Below are 21169 nucleotides of genomic sequence, written 5' to 3' on the forward strand. Positions count from 1 at the left end.
ATGAAAAAGCAAGCATGGATGGCCGCCCTGGCCCTGGCTGTTGCCGGCGGCGCTTTTGCTGCGGGCGACCACAAACACGACGACCACACGCCGCGGCATGGAGGCCTGGTCGCTCCGGGGAAAGAAGCGGACTTCGAGCTGGTGGCCAAGCCCGACACGCTGCAGCTGTACCTCAGCGACCACGGCAAGCCGATGGACCTTTCCAAGGCCTCGGCCAAAGTCACCTTGCTCGAAGACGCCGAGAAGACGGAGGTCGAGCTCAAGCCCGCCGGCGACAAGCTGGAAGCCAAAGGCAGCTTCAAGGTGGCTGCCGGCACGAAGGCGGTGGCCGTGGTGACGAACTCGGGCAAGACCTTGGGGACAGCGCGCTTCACTCTGAAGTGATGGCGTTCTGCGCGGGATGGCTCGCGAACGCGGTCTCACGGCCGCCGGCTCGGCGCCGGTGCGCCAGGTACCAGGCAGCTGGAATCACCAGCATGCTCAGCAGGGGAGCCGTCACCATGCCTCCCACCATGGGCGCAGCGATTCGAGTCATGACTTCCGAGCCGGTTCCGCTTCCCCACATGATGGGTAGCAGACCTGCCATGACCACGGCCACTGTCATCGCCTTGGGACGAACGCGCAGCACCGCTCCCTCGCGGATGGCGGCAAGCAAGGTCTCGTCGTTCATCGGCGCTCCAGCCTCGATGCGTCGTGCAAGGGAATTCTTGAGGTAGATGAGCATGACGACGCCGAACTCGGCGGCCACGCCGGCGAGCGCGATGAATCCGACGGCCGTGGCTACCGAGATGGAGTGATCCAGCGCCCAGACCAGCCAGAACCCACCGATGAGCGAGAACGGCACCGCCGCCATGACCAGCGCAGCATCACCGAAGGACCTGAACAGCAAGTACAGCAACATGAAGATTACCGCCAAGGTGGCGGGCACCACGAGTTTGAGCCGCTGCGTGGCGCGCTCCAGATACTCGAACTGCCCGGACCAGGACACTGCGTAGCCGGCAGGCATCGTCACCGATCTGGCCACTGCAACCTGCATGTCATTGACGACCGACCTGAGGTCTCGGCCCCGGACATCCACATAGACCCAACCGGACAGGCGCGCGTTCTCGCTCCGCAGCATCGGCGGGCCTTCCTCGATGCTGACCTTCGCCACGTCCTGCAGGAGCAACTGCGCACCCTTGTCTGTCACGAAGGGCAGCTCTCGCAGGCGCTGCAGCGAGTCGCGAATCTCTCGGGGGTAGCGGACATTGATGGGATAGCGTTCCCGGCCCTGGATCACTTCGCCGACGTTGTCGCCGCCGACAGCGGTCGAGACGATGGCCTGAACGTCCGCCACGGACAGTCCGTAGCGAGCTGCGGCGAGCCGGTCCACGTCGACATCGATGTACCGGCCGCCAGTCAGTCGCTCGGCCAATGCCGAGGACACGCCCGAGACGCCCCCGACTGCGGCTTCAATTTCCGTCGTCAGGCGGTCGATGGTGGCCAGGTCCGCACCGGCCACCTTGATGCCGACAGGGCTCTTGATGCCGGTTGCCAGCATGTCGATGCGGTTGCGGATGGGTGGCACCCAGACATTGGTCAGTCCGGGCACCTTCACGACGCGGTCCAGTTCTTCGACCAGCTTGTCGGGCGTCATGCCGGGTCGCCACTGTTCGCGCGGCTTGAACTGGATGGTCGTCTCGAACATCTCGAGCGGAGCCGGGTCGGTCGCGGTGTCGGCGCGACCGGCCTTCCCGAAGACGCGTTCGACCTCAGGCACCGTCTTGATGAGGCGGTCCGTCTGCTGCAGGAGTTCCGACGCTTTGGAAACTGAAAGTCCCGGGAAGGCCGATGGCATGTAGAGCAGGTCCCCCTCGTCCAGCGGCGGCATGAACTCGCCGCCGAGGCGCATGGCGGGTATGGCCGTCAGGGCCAGCAACAGCGCCGCGACCATCAGCGTGGCTTTGGGAAAGCGAAGCACAGCTTCAAGCGCGGGTCGATATGCCGCCATGAGGAAGCGGTTCACAGGATTCGCCGACTCGTGAGGGATGCGCCCGCGGATCAGGTAGCCCATCAGCACAGGTACCAGCGTCACCGACAAGCCGGCCGCCGCCGCCATCGCATAGGTCTTCGTGAACGCCAATGGCGAGAAGAGGCGGCCCTCCTGCGCTTCGAGTGAGAACACGGGCACGAAGGAAAGCGCGATGACCACCAGCGAAAAGAAGAGAGCCGGACCGACCTCGATGGACGCCGAGCCGACCAGTTGCCATCGCTCAGGCGTTGTCGGATTCCTGCCATGCTTCGACTCGAATGCCTCAAGGTGCTTGTGGACGTTCTCGACCATCACGATGGCTCCGTCGACCATCGCCCCGATGCTGATGGCGATGCCCCCGAGCGACATGATGTTCGCGTTGACACCTTGCCAATGCATGACGATGAACGCGGCGAGCACGCCAATCGGAAGCGCGACCACCGCTACGAGCGCCGAGCGCAGGTGGAACAGGAAGATGGCACAGACCAGCGCGACCACGGCGAACTCTTCCAGCAGCTTGAAGCGCAGGTTCTCGACGGCGCGGTCGATGAGCAGGGACCGGTCGTACGTCGGCACCACCTCGACGCCGGCCGGGAGACTCGGCTTGAGCGTCTCGAGCTTCGCCTTGACGGCCTCGATGGTCGTGCGCGCGTTCTTGCCCGAGCGCATGACGACCACACCGCCTGTGACCTCCCCCTGGCCGTCCAGCTCGGCAATGCCGCGGCGCATCTCCGGGCCGATCTGCACCGTGGCCACGTCGCGCAAGAGCACCGGAGTCGTGCCCGAAACTGCGAGCGGAATCGTGCGGAAGTCGCTCAGCGACTTCAGGTAGCCGCGCGAGCGCACCATGTACTCGGCTTCTGCAAGCTCCACGACCGAGCCGCCCGACGCCTGGTTGGCTTTCTGCAAGGCAGCGACGACCGTCGCTTGCGTGATGCCAAGGGCACGCATGCGGTCGGGGTCGAGCACCACTTGGTACTGCCGCACCATGCCACCGATGCTCGCGACCTCGGCCACGTCCGGGATGGTCTTCAGCTCGAACTTCAGGAACCAGTCGTTGAACGCACGCAGCTGTCCGATGTCATGCTTGCCCGAGCGGTCCACGAGCGCGTATTCGTAAACCCATCCGACCCCCGTTGCATCGGGTCCCAGAGATGCATTCGCCCCTGCGGGCAACCTGCTCTGTACCTGGTTGAGGTACTCCACGACGCGCGAGCGGGCCCAGTACGGGTCCGTCTTGTCGTCGAAGAGCACGTAGACGAACGAGTCCCCGAAGAAGGAGTAGCCGCGAACGGTCCTGGCGCCCGGCACGCTGAGCATCGTCGTCGTCAGCGGATAGGTGACGATGTCCTCCACCACCTGTGGCGCCTTGCCGGGAAATGGCGTCCGGATGATGACCTGTACGTCCGACAGGTCCGGCAATGCGTCCACCGGTATGCGGGCAGCCGACCAGACACCGGCGACCGTCAGGAACAGCGTGGCGATGAGCACCAGGAATCGATTGCCGATCGACCATCGAATGAGCGCGGCAATCATTTCTTCATGCCCGGTTGCACGCGCTGCACCGAGAGCAGCTCATAGCCCATGGGCCCGCCCTCCTTGAACTCGAATCGGACGGCATCGCCTCGCCTCACGTCCGCGAACGCCTGGGGATTCGGCTTGGAGAAGCCCATCGTCATGGCCGGCCAGTTGAGGGACGGCACGGGGCCATGGGAGATCGTGATGCCGTCCGGTTCAACGCTCTCGACCTTGCCGTCCGCCACGTGGGTCTGGGATGCTTTCCCACCCGGCGATGGGGTGGTGGATGCGGGCGGCGCGGCAGGTGCCGACATGCTCCCCAGCACCGAGCGCAGCCGGGCCTCGGAGTCGATCAGGAACTGACCGCTCGCGACCACCTGGTCCCCTTCGTTCAGTCCTTGGACGACCTCGACATCGTCACCCAGGTCCAAGCCGAGTGCTACATCACGCGGTTCGAATGCGCCGTCGTCCTTGCGGACGATGACCACCGCGCGCTTGCCGGTGCGGATGACCGCCTCGGCCGGTACGACCCGCCGGATGCTCGTCGGTCCCGCCACCTGCAGACGCAGCAGCATGCCGGGCGTGAGCTTGCCGTCCTTGTTGTCGACCTCGAAGCGCGCCTTCAGCGTGCGCGTGTTCGCATTGAGCTCTGGAAGTATTTCCTTGAGCTCGCCCTCGAAGGTTTGAGTGGCATCCGCCTGAAGCGCCGCCTTGACCTTCTGACCACGGCTCAAGCGCACCGCCTGAGCTTCCGGAACCTCGGCCACGGCCCAGACCTTCTCAAGGCCGGCGATGCGAAACAAGGTCATGCCGGGCGTGACGGCAACGCCTTCCCGGACACCCAGTTCGGCGACGACCCCGCCTGTTGGCGCGCTCAGGGTGAAGCGCGCCTGCGCGGCCCCGATCTCTTCGCTCTGGCGAATGAGTTCGGCCGGAATCGACATGGCACGCATCCGTTCGCGCGCTGCAGCGATGAGGTCGGGCGCGACCCCGGCGCGCTTGAGCGCAAGCAGCTCGTTCTGCGGCCCGAGCCAGTCCGGCGCGAAGATGGTGGCCAAGGCCTGGCCTTTGCGTACGCGCTCCATCGGCGCACGTACAGCCAGGCGTTCGACGTATCCCGCGACCCGCGTCTGGACGGCCACGTTCAAGCGCTCGTCGAACTGCACCGCACCTATGGCGTCGAACGAGCTCGAGGTCTCTGCACGTCGCACGGTGGCGTAGCGGATGCCCAGGTTCTGTTGCACAGTGGGGCTCACTTTGACACCAGAGGTGCTTTGGTCACTGTCGGCGTAGACCGGAACGAGCTGCATGTTCATGAACGGCGACTTGCCCGGCTTGTCGAAGCGCGGGCCCGGAACCATCGGGTCGTGCCAGTAGAGGACCTTGCGGCCGTCCGGAGACGAAGCGGCGCCGCTTGCTTCGGCACTCAGGCCTTCGTTGCCGGTGTGCCGTCCCAGGAAGAAGCCGGCGCCGGCGAGGACCGCACCGGCGACGATGAGAAGCGCGGTGACGCGAGTGCCTTTCATTGGTCGGCTCCTTGTGCGAGTGGCTTGAATGCAAGCTGCGCTTGAGCCTTGGCGAGGTCGCGTTGAAGTGCCAGGAGCTTCCGCTGCGCGTCCACTTCGGCGTGCCTCGCCTCGAACAGCGTCATGAGCGTGCCCTGATTCGATCGATATGCGGCAGTGGCCACGGTGGTCCGTTGCCGGGCTGGGGTCACGACGCCGGTGCGATATCGCTCGATGCGTTCGAGCAGCCGTTGGGCATCGCTGGCAAGCGTTCGGTATTCGGCGGTGGCTGCGCGGGTGGCCTCGGATAGCTCTGCCTCGGCCTTGTCGGCCAGCGCGAGCTTCGCTGCGGTCTCTCGGTCCTGGCGCTCCGAAGGGGCCACTCGAAGCGGAATGCTCACTCCGAACGACACCATGTCCGAGTAGCCGGTGCGCTGTCCATAGGAAAGCTCCCAAGTCCAGTTGGGCTTGCGCTCCGAGGCGGCGACGGCGGCAACCTGCTTGGCCACTTCGATGTCGAGCTGCTTCGTCACGACAGTCGGATGCCCTGCGACGTACGCTTGCTCCGTAAGCAATGACAGCGCGCTCACGGGTGCCAACTCGTCGGCCTGGGTGCCGACCCAACGCTGCAACGACAGCTTGGCCACGCCTTGCTGCTGGCGCACTTCGGCCGATTCGTCCTCCGCCGTACCTCGCGCGCCGGTCAGAGCAAGCACTTCCTGGCTGCTGCCCGCTGAGGACGCCAAGCGGGCACGCGCCGCCTCCAACTCCTCACGCGCGTGATGCTCCATGAGCGTCGTCAGCTTCTGCGCCTCGCCGGCGTAGAAAGCGTCGAGGTAGGCGAGCGCGGTGTTCAGCCGGGTTTCGGCGACTGCTGTCCGAGACTGGATTCCTTCGCGGGCGACGGCGGCCTCGGCCGCCGCCTGGCGAGCGGCTCGCTTGTCGCTCGACAGCCATTCCTGACTGATGCCGACGCGCTTCATCGTCATCGAATCGCGCGCAGTGCTGAACCGGTCGCCCCCGGTCACCGGCAGGTTGTCGACGCCGGCGCGCAGCATCGGGTCCGGAAGCTGGCCGGCCGCTCGGGCGGCCTCCGACGCGCTCGTCACCCCAGCTCGCGCGGCGCGAGCGGATTCGGAGCGTTTGACGGCCAGGTCGATCGCCGTCTCGAGGGTCAGGGGTGCTGCCGCTACCAGGCAGGGAAGCAGTGCGGCGGCCAAGGCGGCTGCACGCAGGAGGTGGGATGGCATGAAAACTCCGAAGACGAATGAGGCATCAGCTGGCGAGCGGACGAGCCGCGCCAGCGCCGGTCAGTCGACGGAGATTTCAGACTCGGAGTCTGCGAGTGGAAAGAAAAACGGGGTCGGGCGGAGGTCGGACCTCCGGCGTCGCTGCGACGGGAATCGCCGCCGCGAGCTGTGCCTCCATCACAACAGGCACGACCAGCACCTGCACGATGGCCGGGAGCGACGGGGTGGCCAGCTTCACCGGCTCGAACGACAGCGACATGTCGGCTGCGTGCTGGTGGCAGAGCACCGGCTGCGCCGAATCCATGCCTTCACAGGGTTCGCCTGCGGCCATCATTTCCGCCATCGCGACTGCGTCCGCGGCGCCAGGGCAGACGTAGTTCGCGAGCGCCAGCTGTGAGAACAGCAGTGACAGGACCACGAAGAACGCGGTCATGCGGCGATGGAGCGAGCGGCGGCACATAACTGCAGAGAGTTTAGCGATCTGGCTTTGGTCGCGCTCGAACATGCGGGTCTTCCCTTAATTTTTCGGACCGACTGCCGATATAGGTCTGTCTTTTCTCTTTTTTGACCTTCTCGTCTTCCGGAGCCTCCCATGTTTCTGAGCACTATCTCGATAGCCAAGCGATTGGCCATCGTGCTGGGCGTGATCCTCGCCCTTTTCCTGGCAAGCAGCGTGATTGCGGCATTGAAGCTGCGGCAGCTGGGCGTCGAGATCACCGGCATGGTCCAGGACAACGTCAGAACCGAACGCGCCGGCGCCGACTGGCTGCGCCACACCACATCGGGCGTGCAGCGGGCTGCTGCCATCGCCAAGAGCAGCGACGCCAGCCTGATCGCCTACTTCGCACCCGCCACGGCGGCGTCGATCAAGGAAACCAACGAGCTGCAGAAGTTCATCGAAGGACAGATGGTTAAGTCCGAGGAACGCGAGCTGTTCCAGAAGGTGGGCGAACTGCGCAAGGACTACCTCGCGGCGCGCGAGGAAGTCAGCAAGCTCAAGCTGGCCGGCGACCTCGAAGGTGCCGGCCGCGTCTTCAGCGCGCGCTTCGAACCGACTTCGGTCAGCTACCTGGCGGGCGTGAAGCAGATGGTCGACCTGCAGCGTGCAGGGCTCGATGCCGCGGCGCAACGTGCCGAGGGCCTGCGCGCCCAGACCACGATGCTGCTGATCGTCTGCTCCACGCTGTCGCTGATCTTCGGCACCCTGCTGGCCTGGTTCCTGGCGCGCAGCATCACGCATCCGCTGCGCCGGGCGGAGACCATGGCGCAGTCGATCGCCGACATGGACCTGACCGGTGCGCCGCAGGCAAGCTATGCCAACGACGAGACCGGCCGTCTTCTGCGCGCCATCGACCTGATGCGCACGGCATTGCAGAAGTCGCTGCAGCAGGTGCAAGGCGTGGTGGTGAATGTCTCGACGGCCTCGAGCCAGATTGCTTCGGGCAACCAGGATCTTTCTTCGCGCACCGAGGAGCAAGCCAGCTCGCTGGAGCAGACCGCGGCGTCGATGGAAGAACTCACCAGCACGGTGAAGCAGAACGCCGACAACGCACGCCAAGCCAATCAGCTGGCGCTCTCGGCCTCCGAGGTGGCGGTCAAGGGCGGCGACGTGGTCAGCCAGGTGGTCCACACCATGGCCTCGATCAATGCCTCCTCCAAGAAGATCGTCGACATCATCGGCGTGATCGACGGCATCGCCTTCCAGACCAACATCCTCGCGTTGAATGCAGCGGTCGAAGCCGCGCGTGCCGGCGAGCAGGGCAGGGGCTTTGCGGTGGTGGCTTCCGAAGTGCGCAACCTGGCGCAACGCTCGGCCGCCGCGGCCAAGGAAATCAAGGGCCTGATCGACGACTCGGTGGGCAAGGTCGATGCCGGTAGCCAACTGGTCGGCGAAGCCGGCAGGACCATGGAAGAGATCGTGGGCAGCGTGAAGCGGGTGACCGACATCATCGGCGAGATCACGGCGGCGAGCCACGAGCAGACGCAGGGCATCGAGCAGATCAACCAGGCGATCACGCAGATGGACCAGGTGACGCAGCAGAATGCGGCGCTGGTGGAAGAGGCCGCGGCTGCGGCGCAGTCGCTTCAGGAGCAGGCCGGCAGCCTGTCGCAGGCCGTCAGCGTGTTCAAGCTCGACGGGCAGCAGCAAGTCATCCGGCCCGTGGTTCCCCTCCCGCGCAAGGCAGCAGCGCAACCGGCCCGGGCCCGACAAGCCATCGCCGCGCCGCAACGCAAGCAGCTCGCCGCAGCGGGCACGGCCACCGGTGGCGGAGACTGGGAAACGTTCTGAGTTTTGCCCCAGGCCGTCAGGCCGCCACCTGCAGCCGCGCCGCCCGCTTGAGCGCCTGCGGCGGCTGCCCGAAGGCGCGATGGAATGCGCGGCGCATGCGTTCCGGGTCGGCGAATCCCGCCTTTTCCGCGACCCGGTCGATCGAGTGCCCGTCCTCGATCAGCGCGCGGGCAGTTTCCACGCGCAGCTTCTCGACCGCGCGGGCCGGCGACTGGCCCGTCTCGGCGAGGAAGGCGCGGCTGAACTGCCGCGGGCTCAGATGGGCCACGTCCGCCAGCTGTTCGACCGACAGCGCGAGATGCAGGTTCTTCTTGGCGTAGTTCAACGCGTCGTGGATGCGCTCCGATCTCGGCTCGAGTTCGAGGAAGGCGGAGAACTGCGACTGCCCGCCGGTGCGGTGCGAGTGGACGACGAGCTTGCGCGCCACCGCGCGTGAGACCTCGGTGCCGAGATCGCCTTCGACCAGCGCCAGCGAGAGATCAATGCAGGCCGTCATGCCGGCCGATGTCCACACCGTGCCGTCGATGATGTAGATGCAGTCCTCCTCCACTTTCACGTGCGGGAAATTTCGCTGCAGCTCCCGCGCGAAGTGCCAGTGCGTGGTCGCGCGCCGGCCGTTGAGCAGCCCGGCCTCGGCCAGCACGAAGGCGCCGGTGCAGATGCTGCCGACGCGGCGCGACTTCTTCGCCGCGTCGCGCAGGAAGGCCAGCAGTGCCGGCGATGAGGGCGCGATGTCCATGGTGCCGGCGACCAGCAACGTGTCGAACTTCGCGCTGCCGAAGGCACGGGTCTCGACCTGCACGCCGGAGGAGCTCTTCACCGGCCCGCCCTCTTCCGACACCACCTCCAAGGCGTACGCAGGCCTGGTCGCGGCCGCGTTGGCGAGCTCGAAGACCGAGACCACCACCATGTCCAGGATCTGGAAGCCCGGAAAAACCAGCAATCCGACGCGTTTCATCACTTTGTCCTAAAACGAGGGAAACATGACTTTTAAGTCGCAAGTCTGCGACCTAATGTTCGTCTTGTCAATCCGCCGTTTTTTCGAACCCCAAGGACACACATCATGAGCAAGCAGGCATCCCAAAGCACCGCGCTGATCACCGGCGCGTCATCCGGCATCGGCGCGGTCTACGCCGACAGGCTCGCGCGGCGCGGCCACGACCTCATCCTCGTGGCGCGCAACCGCTCGCGGCTCGACGCGCTCGCCGAAAGGCTGGGGCGCGAGACCGGGCGCCGCGTCGAGGTCATGGTCGCCGACCTGGGCGCAGCGGCCGACCAGCGGCGTGTCGAGGAACGCCTGCGCACCGATCCCTCGATCACCATGCTGATCAACAACGCCGGCATCGGCGCCACCGCATCTCTGATCGAGTCCGACCCGGACGAGCTGGAGATGATGATCCGGTTGAACGTGATTGCGCTCACCCGCCTGGCGCGCGCCGCCGCGCCCGCGTTCGTTGCGCGCGGCAGCGGCACGGTGATCAACATCGCGTCGATCGTCGCGCTGTCGCCGGAGCTGCTGAACGGCAGCTACAGCGGGACCAAGGCCTACGTGCTCAACCTCAGCCAGTCCCTGCACCACGAGCTGGGCGACAAGGGCGTGCAGGTGCAGGCCGTCCTGCCCGGCGCGATCCGCACCGAGTTCTGGGACGTGGCGGGCATGCCGGTGTCGAACCTGCCGCAGGAGATGGTGATGTCGGCCGACGACCTGGTCGATGCGGCACTGGCCGGCCTCGATGCGCGCGAGCTGGTGACGATCCCCTCGCTGCCGGATGCCGGCGACTGGCAGCGCTTCGAGGCGGCGCGGCGCGAAATGGTGCCGAAGCTCTCGCGCGCGCGGCCGGCCGAACGCTACACCGCCGGCCAGACGGCAGCGTGAGCGAAGTCACTCAGACCACGCGCACCGAGAGGTTGGGCAAGCCGTCGATGTGAATCTCGATCAGGTCGCCGCGCACCACGGGACCGACGTTTTCCGGCGTGCCCGAATAGATGATGTCGCCGGGCATCAGCTCGAAGGCCTGCGACAGGCGGCTGATCTGCTCCGCGACCGACCAGATCATGTGCTTGAGCGTCGCGCTCTGCTTGGTCTGGCCGTTGACCTTGAGCCAGATCGCCCCATCGGCGAAGTGGCCGACTTTCGCGACGGGATGGATCGGGCCGACCGGCGCGGAGTGATCGAAGCTCTTGCCGATCTCCCAGGGCTTCTTCTGGTCGCCCATCTCGCGCTGCAGGTCGCGCCGCGTCATGTCCAGGCCGAGGGAATAGCCGTACACGTGAGCCAGCGCCTTGTCGATCGCGATGTTGCTGCCGCCCCTGGACAAGGCGACGACCAGTTCCACTTCGTAGTGGTAGTTCTTCGTCAGGCTCGGATAGGGATGGTCGGCCACGGCGCCGGGCATGACGACCTGGATCGCGTCGGCCGGCTTCTGGAAGAAGAAGGGCGGCTCGCGGGTCGGATCGGATCCCATCTCGCGCGCATGGGCGGCGTAGTTGCGGCCGATGCAATAGATGCGCCGCACCGGGAACACCTGTTCGCTGCCGACGATCGGAATCGACGACGAGGCGATATCGAATGGCGTGCTCGGGGAGCGCGTGGCGCCGGCCGGCAGGGCACAGCCGGCGATGGCCCCGCTGGCCATGGCGGCGGAGCTTGCCAACAGGTTGCGACGTGAACTGGACATGGTTTGTTCTCCTTCATAGTTTGAGCGCGAGCCATTCTTGGCCGGGATGCCGCCATCATTCCGCACGCATCTACGCAGAACGAGGACGCGTCTACGATGGCGCGATGCCGACCACCTCGCCCCGCCCTTCCAGCCTCCGCCTCTACGGCATGCAGGAGCGCGCCGACCACCTCGACTTCGACATCCGCTTCGAGGGTGCGCGCGATGTCCTCGCGCAGCCCCATCGGCACGAGTACTTCCAGATCCAGGTGGGCATCGAAGGCGGCTCGCAGCAGCTCATCGGCGGCGCGGTGCGGCCGTTCGGCGCCGGGTACTTGAGCTTCGTGCTGCCCTACCGCGTGCACGTGGTTCCCCATCCCGTCGGCGCGCGCTATGCCATCGTCAATTTCGACCAGGGCTTTCTCTGGCCGGAGCTCGATGTGGAGCCACTCGACCTGGAAGAAGTCTCGATCGCCCGCCAGCCCGAGCTGGCTCCGTTTCTCTTTCAGGAGTACGTCGACTTCCACTTCGACGATGCGGATTTCACCCGCATCCTCGGCTGGCTGGACGAGATGTCGGCGCTGAACCGGGCGCGGCGCCTCGCAACGCGAAGCGCGATCCGCGGCATCGTGCTGCAACTGCTGGGGCTGGCCTGCCAGCGGCACGAGGCGCGGCTGCAGGAGCAGGCGGGGCGGCACAGCAGCGGCGGCAGCTCGCGGCACGATGCGCTGCAGCGCGTGATGCGCTACGTGCGCGAACACCTGCACGAGGAGATGTCGCTCAACGATGCGGCCGCCACGGCCATGTTGTCGCCGAACTACCTCGCGCACCTGCTGAAGAAGCAGACCGACCGCACATTCACCGAGCTCGTGACCGAGCGGCGCCTCGAACACGCCAAGGAACTGCTCCTCAGCTCCGGCATTCGCATCGGCGACGTCGCGCACCAATGCGGCTTCGGCGATGCGGTCTACTTCAGCCGCCGGTTCCGGCAATGGACCGGCATGACGCCGCGGCAGTTTCGCGACGAAGCGCGGGCCTTGCGCGCGCCGGCGTGAATCCTAGGCGCCGCCGCGGAAGCAGGACAGGCCCCACGGCGTCAGCTTCACGGGCAGGTGGTAGTGCTGCGACATATCGGCCAGGCCGAAGCGGAAGACCTGCACGCCCATGAACGCGGGCTCGGGCAGCTTGACGCCTCTTGCGCGGTAGTACTCGGCCACGTGCAGGCGCAGCTCGTAGAAACCGATCTCGAACAAGGACTCGCGGCTTTCGATGCCGTCGACCACGCCATTGCTGCCGACCTTGCCCGACGCCACATCCGTCCAGCCTTCGCCCTCGAACCGGGCGATGTCGACCCGCATGCCTTGAGCGACAACGCCATGGGCTACATCGACGACGTGGATGGAAACGGCCTGCATTTGAAAGCTCCTGAGAAGATCGATGGCCGGCAGTATGACGCCATCAACCGTCAAGGCCATCGACACTCGCCGGGCGTCCCTGCACCCTCTGCTCAAGGTCTCGATCATGCGAACCCCTTTGGCCACCGTCTCCCCCCACTCGGCTGCGGGCTTGCACCGGCAGCACGCTCAGGCCGCGGTACACCGCATTGCCGCTCCAGCGCGGTTGCGCATCGAGCCGCTGCAGGGCCGGGAATCGGCGCAGCAGCCGGCCGAAGACGATCTCGGCCTCCATCAGCGTCAGGCTCGCGCCGATGCACACATGCGCTCCGGCGCCGAAGGACAGCAGGCCGCCGGGGCGGCGCGCGACGTCCAGGCGATCGGGTTCGGCGTGGCGCGCCGGATCCCGGTTGGCAGAGGCGATGAGCGCAACGACCAGCTCGCCGCGGCGCAGTGGCTGGCCATGCAGCACGAGATCGGCCGCCACGCGACGGCCGGTGTACTGCACCGGGCTGTCGAAGCGAAGCAGTTCGCGCACCGCGCCCGGCAACAGCGCGGGCTCGCGCTGCAGGCGCTGCCACGACGCCGCATCGGCAAGCAGCGCCTGCAGGCCGTTGCCCAGCAGGTTGCGCGTGGTCTCGTGGCCGGCGAACAGCAGCATCGCGCATTGGGCGAGCAGCTCGGCGCCGGGCTGGATGTCGCCCGCCGCCTCGGCTCGCAGCAGCCGGCTCACGAGGTCGTCGCCCAGCGCGCGCCTGCGCTGCGGCACGAGCTGCTCGAAGTAGCCGCTCATCGCCAGCAGGCTGGTGCGCGCGCGCCGTGCCTCATCGAGCGAGGGCATCGGCGCACCGATGAAAGCCGCCAGATCGTCCGACCAGGCGATGAAGTCGCCACGATCGGCCGCGGGGATGTCCATCAGCATCGCCATCACCTCGGCCGGCAGCGGCCGCGCCAGCGCCTGCATGAAATCGAAGCCCGCGTCGGCGTCCACCGCATCGAGCAAGGCATCGACGCGCTGCGCGATGGCCGGCACGAACTGCTGCAGGACGTCATTGCGAAAGCCCGCGTTGAGCACGCTGCGAATGCGCGTGTGGTCCGGCGCATCGACGAACAGCATCGCGCGCGCGAAGAGCTGCTGGAAGTCTTTCAGCTCACCGCGCGCGGCACGGCTTTGCATGACCCAGCCGCCGGTGCGCTGCGCCGAAAAGCGTACGGAATCGCGAAGCACCGCCTCCACGTCGGCATGGCGGGTCAGGAGCCACGCACCACCGAAGAACTCCTCGCTCCAGTGGATCGGCCCGGCCTCGCGCAGCGCGGCATAGGCCGGATAGGGATCGGCGCGGAACGCCGCGTCGATGATCGGGCGGCCGAGCGGGCTCGGCGCAGCCGCCGGCATCGGCAGCGCACTCATTGCCTGCGCTGCGCCTTCAGGCCCAGGCGCTCGAACAGCGCCCGGTCGCGCTCGGCCTGCGGGTTGCTCGTGGTCAGCAGCTTGTCGCCGTAGAAGATCGAATTGGCGCCGGCGGCGAAGCACAGCGCCTGCAGCGCCTCATCCATCTGCTCGCGCCCGGCCGACAGCCGCACCATGGTCGTCGGCATCGTGATGCGCGCGACCGCGATGGTGCGCACGAACTCGAAGGGGTCGATCGGCTCGGTGCCGGCCAGCGGCGTGCCCGCGACCTGCACCAGGTTGTTGATCGGCACCGACTCGGGGTACGGATCGAGGTTGGCCAGCTGCGCGATCAGCCCGGCGCGCTGCGTGCGGTTTTCGCCCATGCCGACAATGCCGCCGCAGCAGACATGGATGCCCACGTCCCGCACATGGGCCAGCGTGTCGAGCCGGTCCTGGTAGGTGCGGGTGCTGATGATGCTTCCGTAGAACGCGGGAGCGCTGTCGAGGTTGTGGTTGTAGTAGTCCAGCCCCGCGTCCTTCAGCGCCTGGGCCTGCTCGGCTTCGAGCATGCCCAGCGTCATGCAGGTTTCCAGGCCCAGCGCCCGGACCTCGCGCACCATGTCGGTCACGCGCTCCATGTCGCGCGCCTTGGGGCTGCGCCAGGCGGCGCCCATGCAGAAGCGCGTGGCGCCCTGGGCCTTCGCCGCCTGTGCGGCTTCGACCACCTCTTGCAGCGGCATGAGCTTGCTCGCCTCCACACCGGTGTCGAAATGCGAGGACTGCGGGCAGTAGCCGCAGTCCTCCGCGCAGCCGCCGGTCTTGATCGAGAGCAGCGTGGACAGCTGGACCTCGTTGGCATCGAAGTGCTGGCGGTGCACCTGCTGGGCGCGAAACAGCAGGTCCATGAACGGAAGCGCGAACAGGGCTTCGACGTCGGCGACGCCCCAGCGCTGATCCGGGCGAGGCTCGGGGCGCGACGTCTTGGTGCGCAAAGATGACAGGGAAACGGTGGCTGTGGTGGTCATGTCGTCCTTCGGGTGGGATGGCCATCCGAGTCAGGATAGCCAGGAGCCAGTCACAAGGGCAGCCAATCTGGTTGCAAATTGCGCCATGCGGGGGATCGGAGTGAAAGCTTGTCTTATGCCAGCCCGAACAGCGCGCGCAACGCCGCATCGTCGAAGCAGGCTGCGACAGCCGCCGGGTCAGGGCTGCTCATACGGGGAACCATGCCCAGGCAAGGCGCCTGGTGGCGCCGCCCCAGTTCATCGCGCAGGGTGGCGAGATTGGCATCGCGGTGCGGCATTCCCGTGTCGACGGTGTTCGCGATCCAGCCCGCAAGCCGCAGGCCGCGCGCGCGGATCGCCTCGGCACTCAGCAGCGCATGGTTAATGCATCCCAGGCGCAGTCCGACCACCAGCACCACCGGCAACTGCAGCTCCACGGCGAAGTCGGCGCTGTCGAAGTCCGCGCCGAGCGGCACGCAGAACCCGCCGACGCCTTCGACGATCAGGTACTCGGCGCGCGCCGCGAGCGTCCTGGCTCCTTGCAGCAGGACGGCACGCTCGATGGTGCGGCCTTCGAGCGCTGCCGCGATGTGCGGGGCGCAGGCGGCTTCGAACTGACAGGGGCCGACCTCGGCATCGGTCATCACCACCGAGCTCGCGTCGCGCAATGCGCGCACATCCTCGTTGACGTTCTCGCCATCGATCGTCTCGATGCCGGCGGCCACCGGCTTGTAGCCGGCGCAACGCAGGCCCCGCTCGCCGAGCCAGTGCAGCAAGGCGGCGCTGACGCGCGTCTTGCCGACCTCGGTGTCGGTGCCGGTGACGAAGCAGCCGTGCATCGCTGCGGCCCTCATCGCAGGCTCCCGGCGGCCCGCGCCAGGCCATCGATCAGGGTCTGCACGTCCTGCGGCGTGTGCGCTGCGCTCAGCGTGATGCGCAGCCGCGCGGTGCCCGCAGGCACGGTCGGCGGTCGGATCGCCGGCACCCACAGGCCTTGTGCATCGAGCGCGGCGGACAAGGCCAGCGCCGCCGCGTTGTCGCCGACGATCAAGGGCTGGATCGCGGTGGCGGAATCGGCCAGGCGCCAGCCGAGCCGGGGGTTGTGCTGCATCAGTGCGCCCAGCCGATCGCGCAGCATGCCGATCAGTTGCCGCAGTCGCGCACGCCGCGCTTCGCCCTCGTCGCCGCCGATCAGGCGCAGGCTCGCGCACAGCGCATGCGCGATCGCCGGCGGCGCCGCGGTCGTGTAGATGTAGCTGCGCGCCGACTGCACCAGCCACTCGATGATGCTCGGGTGCGCGGCCACGAAGGCGCCGCCCAGGCCTGCGGCCTTGCCGAGCGTGCCCATGTAGATCAGGCGCTCGCTGCGCAGGCCGAAGTGCGACAGGCTGCCGCGGCCGCCTTCGCCGAGCGCGCCGAAACCATGGGCATCGTCGACCACCAGCCAGGCGTCGTGCGCCTCGGCGAGCGCCAGCAGCGCGGGCAGGTCGGCCAGGTCGCCGTCCATGCTGAAGACGGCATCGCTCACGATCAGCTTGATCAGCGTGCTGCAACGCCCGAGCTGGCTCGCCAGCAGGTCGAGCCGGCCGTGCGGGTAGCGCTGCAGCGGCGCCTTGGCCAGCAGCGCGCCGTCAACCAGCGAGGCATGGTTGAGCTTGTCGGCAAAGATCGTCGCGCTCGCATCGCCCAGCGCGGTGAGCAACGCCAGGTTGGCCATGTAGCCGGTGCAGAAGCTCAGCACGCGCGCGTCGGGGATGGAGGGCGACATCCACCGCGCGAGCTCGTCCTCGAGCAGTGCATGGGCGCGCGAATGGCCGCTGATCAGATGCGATGCGCCGCTGCCGGCGCCATGGAGGCGCGCCCCTTTGGCCAGCGCCTCGATCAGCGCCGGATGGTTCGCGAGCCCCAGGTAGTCGTTGCTGCAGAAGGCCAGCATGTCGCGCCCGGACACCCGCTGGTGCGGCGCGCAGGGCGACTCGGCCGTGCGCCGCTGCCGGCGCAGCGCCTCGGCCTCGAGCTCACGCAGTCGGTGGTTCAGGTGTTCGATCAGCATGGGCGCTTTCTGCAAAGGCCACGTCATCCAGCGTTTGCATCACCCGCTGCGCGAGCCAGGCTGCGAGCCCGTCGTCCAGCACGTAGGGCGGCATCAGGTAGACGGTGCGGCCGATCGGCCGAATGAGCAGTTCGCGCTCGCGGCCGGCGAGATGAAAGCGTTCGGCGAAGCGCTCGCCGACGAAGGCCTCGCGCACATCGAAGGCCCAGATCATCCCGCGCTGGCGGAAGTGCTCGATGCGCGGGTCGGCCTGCAATGGCGCGAGCGCCGCGCTCAGTGCGGCGGCGCGCTGCCGGTTGTGCTGCAGCACGTCGTCCTCTTCGAAGCGGTCCAGCACCGCCAGCGCGGCGCGGCAGGCCAGCGCGTTGCCGGTGTAGGAATGCGAATGCAGGAAGCCACGCGCCACGTCGTCGTCGAGAAAGGCCTCGTAGATCGCGTCGCGCGTCATCACCAGCGACAGCGGCAGCGTGCCGCCGCTGATGCCCTTGGACAGGCAGACGAAGTCCGGCCAGATGCCGGCCTGCTCGCAGGCGAAGAAGGTGCCGGTGCGCCCGCAGCCGACCGCGATCTCGTCGGCGATCAGGCTCACCTCGTAGCGCTCGCACAGCGCACGCACGGTGCGCAGGTAAGCCGCATCGTGCATCGCCATGCCGGCAGCGCCCTGCACCAGCGGCTCGATGATCAGCGCCGCGATGTGTTCATGGCGCGACTCGAACAGCGCCTGCAAGTCGGCCGCGGCCCGCGCAGCGACGTCCACCGCGGTCTCCCCGGCTGCGGCCTGGCGCGCGTCGGGCGACATCACCTGGTGCGCGCGCATCAGCAGCGGGTCGTAGGCATCGCGGAACACCGCCACGTCGGTGACCGCCAGGGCACCCAGCGTTTCGCCGTGGTAGCCCTGGCGCAGGCAGACGAACTCCCGCTTGTTCGGGCGCCCGCGGTTGCGCCAATGATGGAAGCTCATCTTCAGCGCGATCTCGACCGCCGAGGCGCCGTCACTGGCGAAGAAGCAATGGCCGAGCACGCCGCCGGTCAAGGCCGACAGGCGTTCGGCCAGTTCCACGGCCGGTGCGTGCGTGCAGCCGGCGAGCATCACGTGCGGCAGGCGGTCGAGCTGGTCCCTCAGTGCTGCGTTGATGCGCGCATCGGCGTGGCCGAACAGGTTGACCCACCAGGAACTCGTGGCGTCGAAGTAGCGCTGTCCTTCGTGGTCGAAAAGCCACGGGCCAACGCCCCGCGCGATCGGCAGCGGCGGCACCGCGGCCGCGCGCTGCATCTGCGTGCAGGGGTGCCAGACGCTGCGCAGGCTGCGCTGCTGCCAGGAATGGTTGGCGCCGACGGATGTGTGCATGCGATGGATGTGGAGAGTGCTGCGCGTGGCGCCCCGATCGGTCGGCCTGCCCGAAGCGGGCCAGTGCAGGAACCGCCAGCGCTCAGGCCGCAGCGGCGGCTATCGAAGCGGTCTGCACGGGGATATGGGCGCGCTCTTCCTTGATGCGGTTGGCGTCGTCCACGAACACCAGCTTCGGCCGAAAGCCGCTGACCCGATCCTCGGGGACGAGGCCGAAGGCGGCGATGATGATCAGGTCGCCCACCGACGCCCGACGCGCGGCAGAACCGTTGACCGAGATGATGCCGGTGCCGCGCTGGCCTCGGATCGCATAGGTCACGAAGCGTTCGCCGTTGTTGATGTTCCAGATGTGAACCTGTTCGTTCTCGCCCAGATTGGCGGCATCCAGCAGGTCTTCATCGATGGCACATGAGCCTTCGTAATGCAATTCGCAATCGGTGACGGTTGCGCGGTGGATCTTGGACTTGAGCAGGGTACGAAACATGGTCGGAAGTGCCGTCTGCAAAAAAGATGGGGGCTTGTAGCGGCGGAAGATAACCTAGTTCTAACGAACGCCCCTGTGCATTTCACGTGCTCCGCTTTCGTCATCGGGGCACATGGGTTGCCCGCCGCTGGCGGCCATCGCCCTCGAAGTCAGCGGCGCTCAGGGCACGTTCGAGGTGTTGATCTGGTAAGGCCGCCCCTGCATCTTGAAGCCGCCTCCGAATTCGATGTCCACATCGCCCGTGGGCTTCACCGGGCAGCCGCGCGGCGGCTGGCAGGCCCATTCCGCGCCGCGGTCGGCGAACACCACCGGGCCGTAGCGGTAGTTGAGCACCGCACGGCCGCCGTAGTCCGCCACGCTGAGCGTCAGGCCGAGGTTGGCGAAGTTGTCGATGTCCTCGGTCGCGACCGGGTCGACGATGCGGCTGTCCTGCAGCGTACGCACCACGCGGGCGCTCTTCCCGTCTTCCGAGAAACGGACCCACTGGATCTTGCGATCGCCGCGCGAAGTCACGATCACCTGGCTGTTGAGCGCATCCAGCCGCCGGTCGGGGTCGTCCTTCGAATGCGCGAGCGAACTCGGGTTGCGGCCGACGGCGACCCTGCCCTCTGCCGCGATCCCGTTCGGCGATCCCGACCGGAGCTCGGCACCCGGCGCGTAGCCGCCCAGGCTGAAGATGCGCAGGCTGCCCTCCTGCGTCGCGATCCAGGCGCGGGCATCCTTCGTGCGGGTGACGGTCGTCTTGACCGCCGTGGGCCGCGCATCGAGCGCGATCGTCTTCACCACCACCGGCCGCGCCTGCGGCTTGAAGCTGAAGGCATGCGGCCACTGGCGCTCGTCCTGCCCCACCGGGCCGATGCTGCCGACGGCCTCGCTGAAGTAGACGCCGTTGATGTAGCCGAAGAGCGGCTTCAGATCGATGAAGGCCGCCTTCTGCTCGGACTTGGACACGACCACCGCCACGCCGCCCTTGGCATAGCGCTTGTAGTTGCTGCCCGACGGGGTGAAGGACTGCCAGTGCCTGCTGAGCGGCGAGTGGGTTTGGCCCATGAAGAGGCCGCCGCCCAGCACCGTGTTGAAAGGATGCATGCCGGTGGTGACCGCGATCTCGGTCGGCGCCTTCATGTCGGCCGGCAGGTCCACGTAGCCCAGCACTTTCATGAAGGCGATGTTGCCCATGTTCGGCAAGCCCGGGTAGACGCCCTGCCATTCGGACCACCACTCGTAGTACGGCCCTTCGAGCTTGCAGCCATCGCACAAGCCGGCCAGCGCGACCACCGCCACCTGGCCCTTCAGCTCGGCCGTGTCCCAGACGGTCACGAAGGCGAACTCGCTGTTGCTCGTCATGGCGACGGCGGTCGGCACCTTGTTCGGCGCCAGCCGCGCGGTGGCGAGGTTGTGGGCGGTGTTGCTGCCGGTGGTGGCGAGCAGGCCGTTCTGGAAAGCGATGACGGAGGTCGGGCAGTTGCCCGCCGGGCCGCTGCAGCGCCCGGCCGCGACGGGGCGGGCGCTGCCGTCGTTCGGCAGCAGGCCGGCGGAGCGGTACTGCACGACATTCACGCTGTCGAGGCCGCCGCCCCCGAGCTGCCAGGGCAATTGCGGCTTCTGTGCATAGGTGTTGACCTCGAAGGCCGATGCCTGCAGGTCGCCGACACCGGCGCGCTGGACCGGATCGTCGGCCAGGAAGACGACGCTGGACTGGTTGGTCGAGTAGGAAAAATCAACCTCCTTGCGCGGACCGCCGACCTGCCATGAGGTGATGCAGACGCCCTTTTCGTTGCAACGCGCGAGATGGTCCTCGCGCTCGTACAGGGTGGGAAGCTTCGCGTTGGCGCTGCCGTAGTGCGCGGCGTCCGGGCCGTAGCGGTAGGCGATGCCCTCGGCCTCGCTCATGGCCGCAGCCATGGCCCGGTAGGCCGCGGGAACGATCTTGCCTGCGCGATCCACCACGTCGGCGATGCCGCTCGCCGCGGGCTTCGACGAAGCCTCCATCGACCTGGCCGCCGCCGCAGGGGCGGGACCGATGATGGTGCATGACTTGCGCACATGCGGTGCCGGATCGGTGCCGAAGAACTCGTTGGTGCAGCTTGCCGGACCGCGAACGATCTTCTCTACCCAGCGATCGCCGGCGCCATAGCGAACCCGCGCCGACGCGGGGACGACGAAGTTCTCGCCCTCCTGCGCCTGGACCGCCGCGGCGGCAGGGCTCTTGCCGGAAAGGAGCACCAGGGAAGCGATCAGGGCGAGTGCGAGTTTCATCCT

18 protein-coding genes are annotated in these 21169 nt (G+C 67.3%); 4 read left to right on the forward strand and 14 right to left on the reverse strand.

Features of this window, described 5'->3' with window-relative positions:
* A complete protein-coding gene (locus ACSQ86_RS24000; protein ID WP_436305344.1) occupies positions 1-384 on the forward strand; it encodes a hypothetical protein in 384 nt (127 codons plus the stop codon).
* Here the strand turns inward: ACSQ86_RS24000 and ACSQ86_RS24005 are convergent.
* The 4 genes from ACSQ86_RS24005 to ACSQ86_RS24020 form a co-directional block, all read right to left on the reverse strand.
* Complete coding sequence (locus ACSQ86_RS24005; RefSeq protein WP_436309686.1) at positions 371-3547, reverse strand: efflux RND transporter permease subunit; 3177 nt, start codon at positions 3545-3547, stop codon at positions 371-373. The genes ACSQ86_RS24000 and ACSQ86_RS24005 overlap by 14 nt on opposite strands.
* Positions 3544-5055: an efflux RND transporter periplasmic adaptor subunit gene (locus ACSQ86_RS24010; RefSeq protein WP_436309687.1), complete on the reverse strand. Its 1512-nt coding sequence runs from the start codon at positions 5053-5055 to the stop codon at positions 3544-3546. Before ACSQ86_RS24010 ends, ACSQ86_RS24005 begins: the two co-directional genes overlap by 4 nt.
* The gene (locus ACSQ86_RS24015) at positions 5052-6284 is read right to left on the reverse strand and encodes a TolC family protein (RefSeq protein ID WP_436309688.1); all 1233 of its coding nucleotides are present in this window, start codon (positions 6282-6284) and stop codon (positions 5052-5054) included. The genes ACSQ86_RS24010 and ACSQ86_RS24015 overlap by 4 nt, the downstream gene beginning before the upstream one ends.
* A gap of 76 nt (positions 6285-6360) precedes the next feature.
* Positions 6361-6789 (reverse strand): hypothetical protein, encoded by a 429-nt coding sequence (locus ACSQ86_RS24020; RefSeq protein WP_436305348.1) that lies wholly within the window; start codon positions 6787-6789, stop codon positions 6361-6363.
* A gap of 87 nt (positions 6790-6876) precedes the next feature.
* Here ACSQ86_RS24020 and ACSQ86_RS24025 point away from each other — a divergent pair, with 87 nt between their 5' ends.
* The gene (locus ACSQ86_RS24025; RefSeq protein ID WP_436309689.1) at positions 6877-8574 is read left to right on the forward strand and encodes a methyl-accepting chemotaxis protein; all 1698 of its coding nucleotides are present in this window, start codon (positions 6877-6879) and stop codon (positions 8572-8574) included.
* Positions 8575-8590: 16 nt separating this feature from the next.
* Here ACSQ86_RS24025 and ACSQ86_RS24030 read toward each other — a convergent pair whose 3' ends face one another.
* Positions 8591-9532, reverse strand: a complete 942-nt coding sequence (locus ACSQ86_RS24030; RefSeq protein WP_436305350.1) for a GlxA family transcriptional regulator — start codon at positions 9530-9532, stop codon at positions 8591-8593.
* Between the two features lie 105 nt (positions 9533-9637).
* On the opposite strand from ACSQ86_RS24030, the gene ACSQ86_RS24035 reads away from it, so the two are divergent.
* The gene (locus ACSQ86_RS24035; RefSeq protein ID WP_436305351.1) at positions 9638-10450 is read left to right on the forward strand and encodes an SDR family NAD(P)-dependent oxidoreductase; all 813 of its coding nucleotides are present in this window, start codon (positions 9638-9640) and stop codon (positions 10448-10450) included.
* Positions 10451-10460: 10 nt separating this feature from the next.
* Here ACSQ86_RS24035 and ACSQ86_RS24040 read toward each other — a convergent pair whose 3' ends face one another.
* Positions 10461-11252 carry a fumarylacetoacetate hydrolase family protein gene (locus ACSQ86_RS24040; protein WP_436309690.1) on the reverse strand — a complete coding sequence of 264 codons (792 nt, stop codon included), beginning with the start codon at positions 11250-11252 and terminating at the stop codon, positions 10461-10463.
* Positions 11253-11401: 149 nt separating this feature from the next.
* On the opposite strand from ACSQ86_RS24040, the gene ACSQ86_RS24045 reads away from it, so the two are divergent.
* Complete coding sequence (locus ACSQ86_RS24045; protein WP_436310297.1) at positions 11402-12286, forward strand: helix-turn-helix transcriptional regulator; 885 nt, start codon at positions 11402-11404, stop codon at positions 12284-12286.
* Between the two features lie 3 nt (positions 12287-12289).
* Here ACSQ86_RS24045 and ACSQ86_RS24050 read toward each other — a convergent pair whose 3' ends face one another.
* From ACSQ86_RS24050 to ACSQ86_RS24085, 8 genes are all read right to left on the reverse strand, one after another.
* Positions 12290-12646 (reverse strand): hydroxyisourate hydrolase, encoded by a 357-nt coding sequence (locus ACSQ86_RS24050; protein WP_093109721.1) that lies wholly within the window; start codon positions 12644-12646, stop codon positions 12290-12292.
* A 43-nt stretch (positions 12647-12689) separates the two neighbouring features.
* Positions 12690-14036 carry a cytochrome P450 gene (locus ACSQ86_RS24055; RefSeq protein ID WP_436309691.1) on the reverse strand — a complete coding sequence of 449 codons (1347 nt, stop codon included), beginning with the start codon at positions 14034-14036 and terminating at the stop codon, positions 12690-12692.
* Positions 14033-15043 (reverse strand): biotin synthase BioB, encoded by a 1011-nt coding sequence (gene bioB / locus ACSQ86_RS24060; protein WP_436309692.1) that lies wholly within the window; start codon positions 15041-15043, stop codon positions 14033-14035. The genes ACSQ86_RS24055 and bioB overlap by 4 nt, the downstream gene beginning before the upstream one ends.
* 113 nt (positions 15044-15156) lie before the next feature.
* Positions 15157-15876, reverse strand: a complete 720-nt coding sequence (gene bioD, locus ACSQ86_RS24065; RefSeq protein WP_436309693.1) for a dethiobiotin synthase — start codon at positions 15874-15876, stop codon at positions 15157-15159.
* The gene (gene bioF, locus ACSQ86_RS24070; protein ID WP_436309694.1) at positions 15873-17075 is read right to left on the reverse strand and encodes an 8-amino-7-oxononanoate synthase; all 1203 of its coding nucleotides are present in this window, start codon (positions 17073-17075) and stop codon (positions 15873-15875) included. Before bioF ends, bioD begins: the two co-directional genes overlap by 4 nt.
* A complete protein-coding gene (gene bioA, locus ACSQ86_RS24075) occupies positions 17041-18423 on the reverse strand; it encodes an adenosylmethionine--8-amino-7-oxononanoate transaminase (RefSeq protein WP_436309695.1) in 1383 nt (460 codons plus the stop codon). Before bioA ends, bioF begins: the two co-directional genes overlap by 35 nt.
* A gap of 82 nt (positions 18424-18505) precedes the next feature.
* The gene (gene panD, locus ACSQ86_RS24080) at positions 18506-18907 is read right to left on the reverse strand and encodes an aspartate 1-decarboxylase (RefSeq protein WP_436309696.1); all 402 of its coding nucleotides are present in this window, start codon (positions 18905-18907) and stop codon (positions 18506-18508) included.
* Positions 18908-19066: 159 nt separating this feature from the next.
* The gene (locus ACSQ86_RS24085; protein ID WP_436305360.1) at positions 19067-21166 is read right to left on the reverse strand and encodes a hypothetical protein; all 2100 of its coding nucleotides are present in this window, start codon (positions 21164-21166) and stop codon (positions 19067-19069) included.
* Positions 21167-21169 lie beyond the last annotated feature (3 nt).

This window comes from Variovorax sp. LjRoot130, assembly GCF_964253755.1.
Lineage (GTDB): Bacteria > Pseudomonadota > Gammaproteobacteria > Burkholderiales > Burkholderiaceae_C > Variovorax.

What these genes read in the sequence shown, in the direction of transcription:
- bioD (WP_436309693.1), bottom strand. Translation starts at nt 15,876, where the DNA reads ATGAGGGCCGCAGCGATGCACGGCTGCTTCGTCACCGGCACCGACACC.
- ACSQ86_RS24020 (WP_436305348.1), bottom strand. Translation starts at nt 6,789, where the DNA reads ATGTTCGAGCGCGACCAAAGCCAGATCGCTAAACTCTCTGCAGTTATG.
- panD (WP_436309696.1), bottom strand. Translation starts at nt 18,907, where the DNA reads ATGTTTCGTACCCTGCTCAAGTCCAAGATCCACCGCGCAACCGTCACC.
- ACSQ86_RS24010 (WP_436309687.1), bottom strand. Translation starts at nt 5,055, where the DNA reads ATGAAAGGCACTCGCGTCACCGCGCTTCTCATCGTCGCCGGTGCGGTC.
- ACSQ86_RS24085 (WP_436305360.1), bottom strand. Translation starts at nt 21,166, where the DNA reads ATGAAACTCGCACTCGCCCTGATCGCTTCCCTGGTGCTCCTTTCCGGC.
- ACSQ86_RS24055 (WP_436309691.1), bottom strand. Translation starts at nt 14,036, where the DNA reads ATGAGTGCGCTGCCGATGCCGGCGGCTGCGCCGAGCCCGCTCGGCCGC.
- ACSQ86_RS24050 (WP_093109721.1), bottom strand. Translation starts at nt 12,646, where the DNA reads ATGCAGGCCGTTTCCATCCACGTCGTCGATGTAGCCCATGGCGTTGTC.
- bioA (WP_436309695.1), bottom strand. Translation starts at nt 18,423, where the DNA reads ATGCACACATCCGTCGGCGCCAACCATTCCTGGCAGCAGCGCAGCCTG.
- ACSQ86_RS24015 (WP_436309688.1), bottom strand. Translation starts at nt 6,284, where the DNA reads ATGCCATCCCACCTCCTGCGTGCAGCCGCCTTGGCCGCCGCACTGCTT.
- ACSQ86_RS24040 (WP_436309690.1), bottom strand. Translation starts at nt 11,252, where the DNA reads ATGTCCAGTTCACGTCGCAACCTGTTGGCAAGCTCCGCCGCCATGGCC.
- ACSQ86_RS24035 (WP_436305351.1), top strand. Translation starts at nt 9,638, where the DNA reads ATGAGCAAGCAGGCATCCCAAAGCACCGCGCTGATCACCGGCGCGTCA.
- bioF (WP_436309694.1), bottom strand. Translation starts at nt 17,075, where the DNA reads ATGCTGATCGAACACCTGAACCACCGACTGCGTGAGCTCGAGGCCGAG.
- ACSQ86_RS24005 (WP_436309686.1), bottom strand. Translation starts at nt 3,547, where the DNA reads ATGATTGCCGCGCTCATTCGATGGTCGATCGGCAATCGATTCCTGGTG.
- ACSQ86_RS24030 (WP_436305350.1), bottom strand. Translation starts at nt 9,532, where the DNA reads ATGAAACGCGTCGGATTGCTGGTTTTTCCGGGCTTCCAGATCCTGGAC.
- ACSQ86_RS24045 (WP_436310297.1), top strand. Translation starts at nt 11,402, where the DNA reads ATGCAGGAGCGCGCCGACCACCTCGACTTCGACATCCGCTTCGAGGGT.
- ACSQ86_RS24000 (WP_436305344.1), top strand. Translation starts at nt 1, where the DNA reads ATGAAAAAGCAAGCATGGATGGCCGCCCTGGCCCTGGCTGTTGCCGGC.
- ACSQ86_RS24025 (WP_436309689.1), top strand. Translation starts at nt 6,877, where the DNA reads ATGTTTCTGAGCACTATCTCGATAGCCAAGCGATTGGCCATCGTGCTG.
- bioB (WP_436309692.1), bottom strand. Translation starts at nt 15,043, where the DNA reads ATGACCACCACAGCCACCGTTTCCCTGTCATCTTTGCGCACCAAGACG.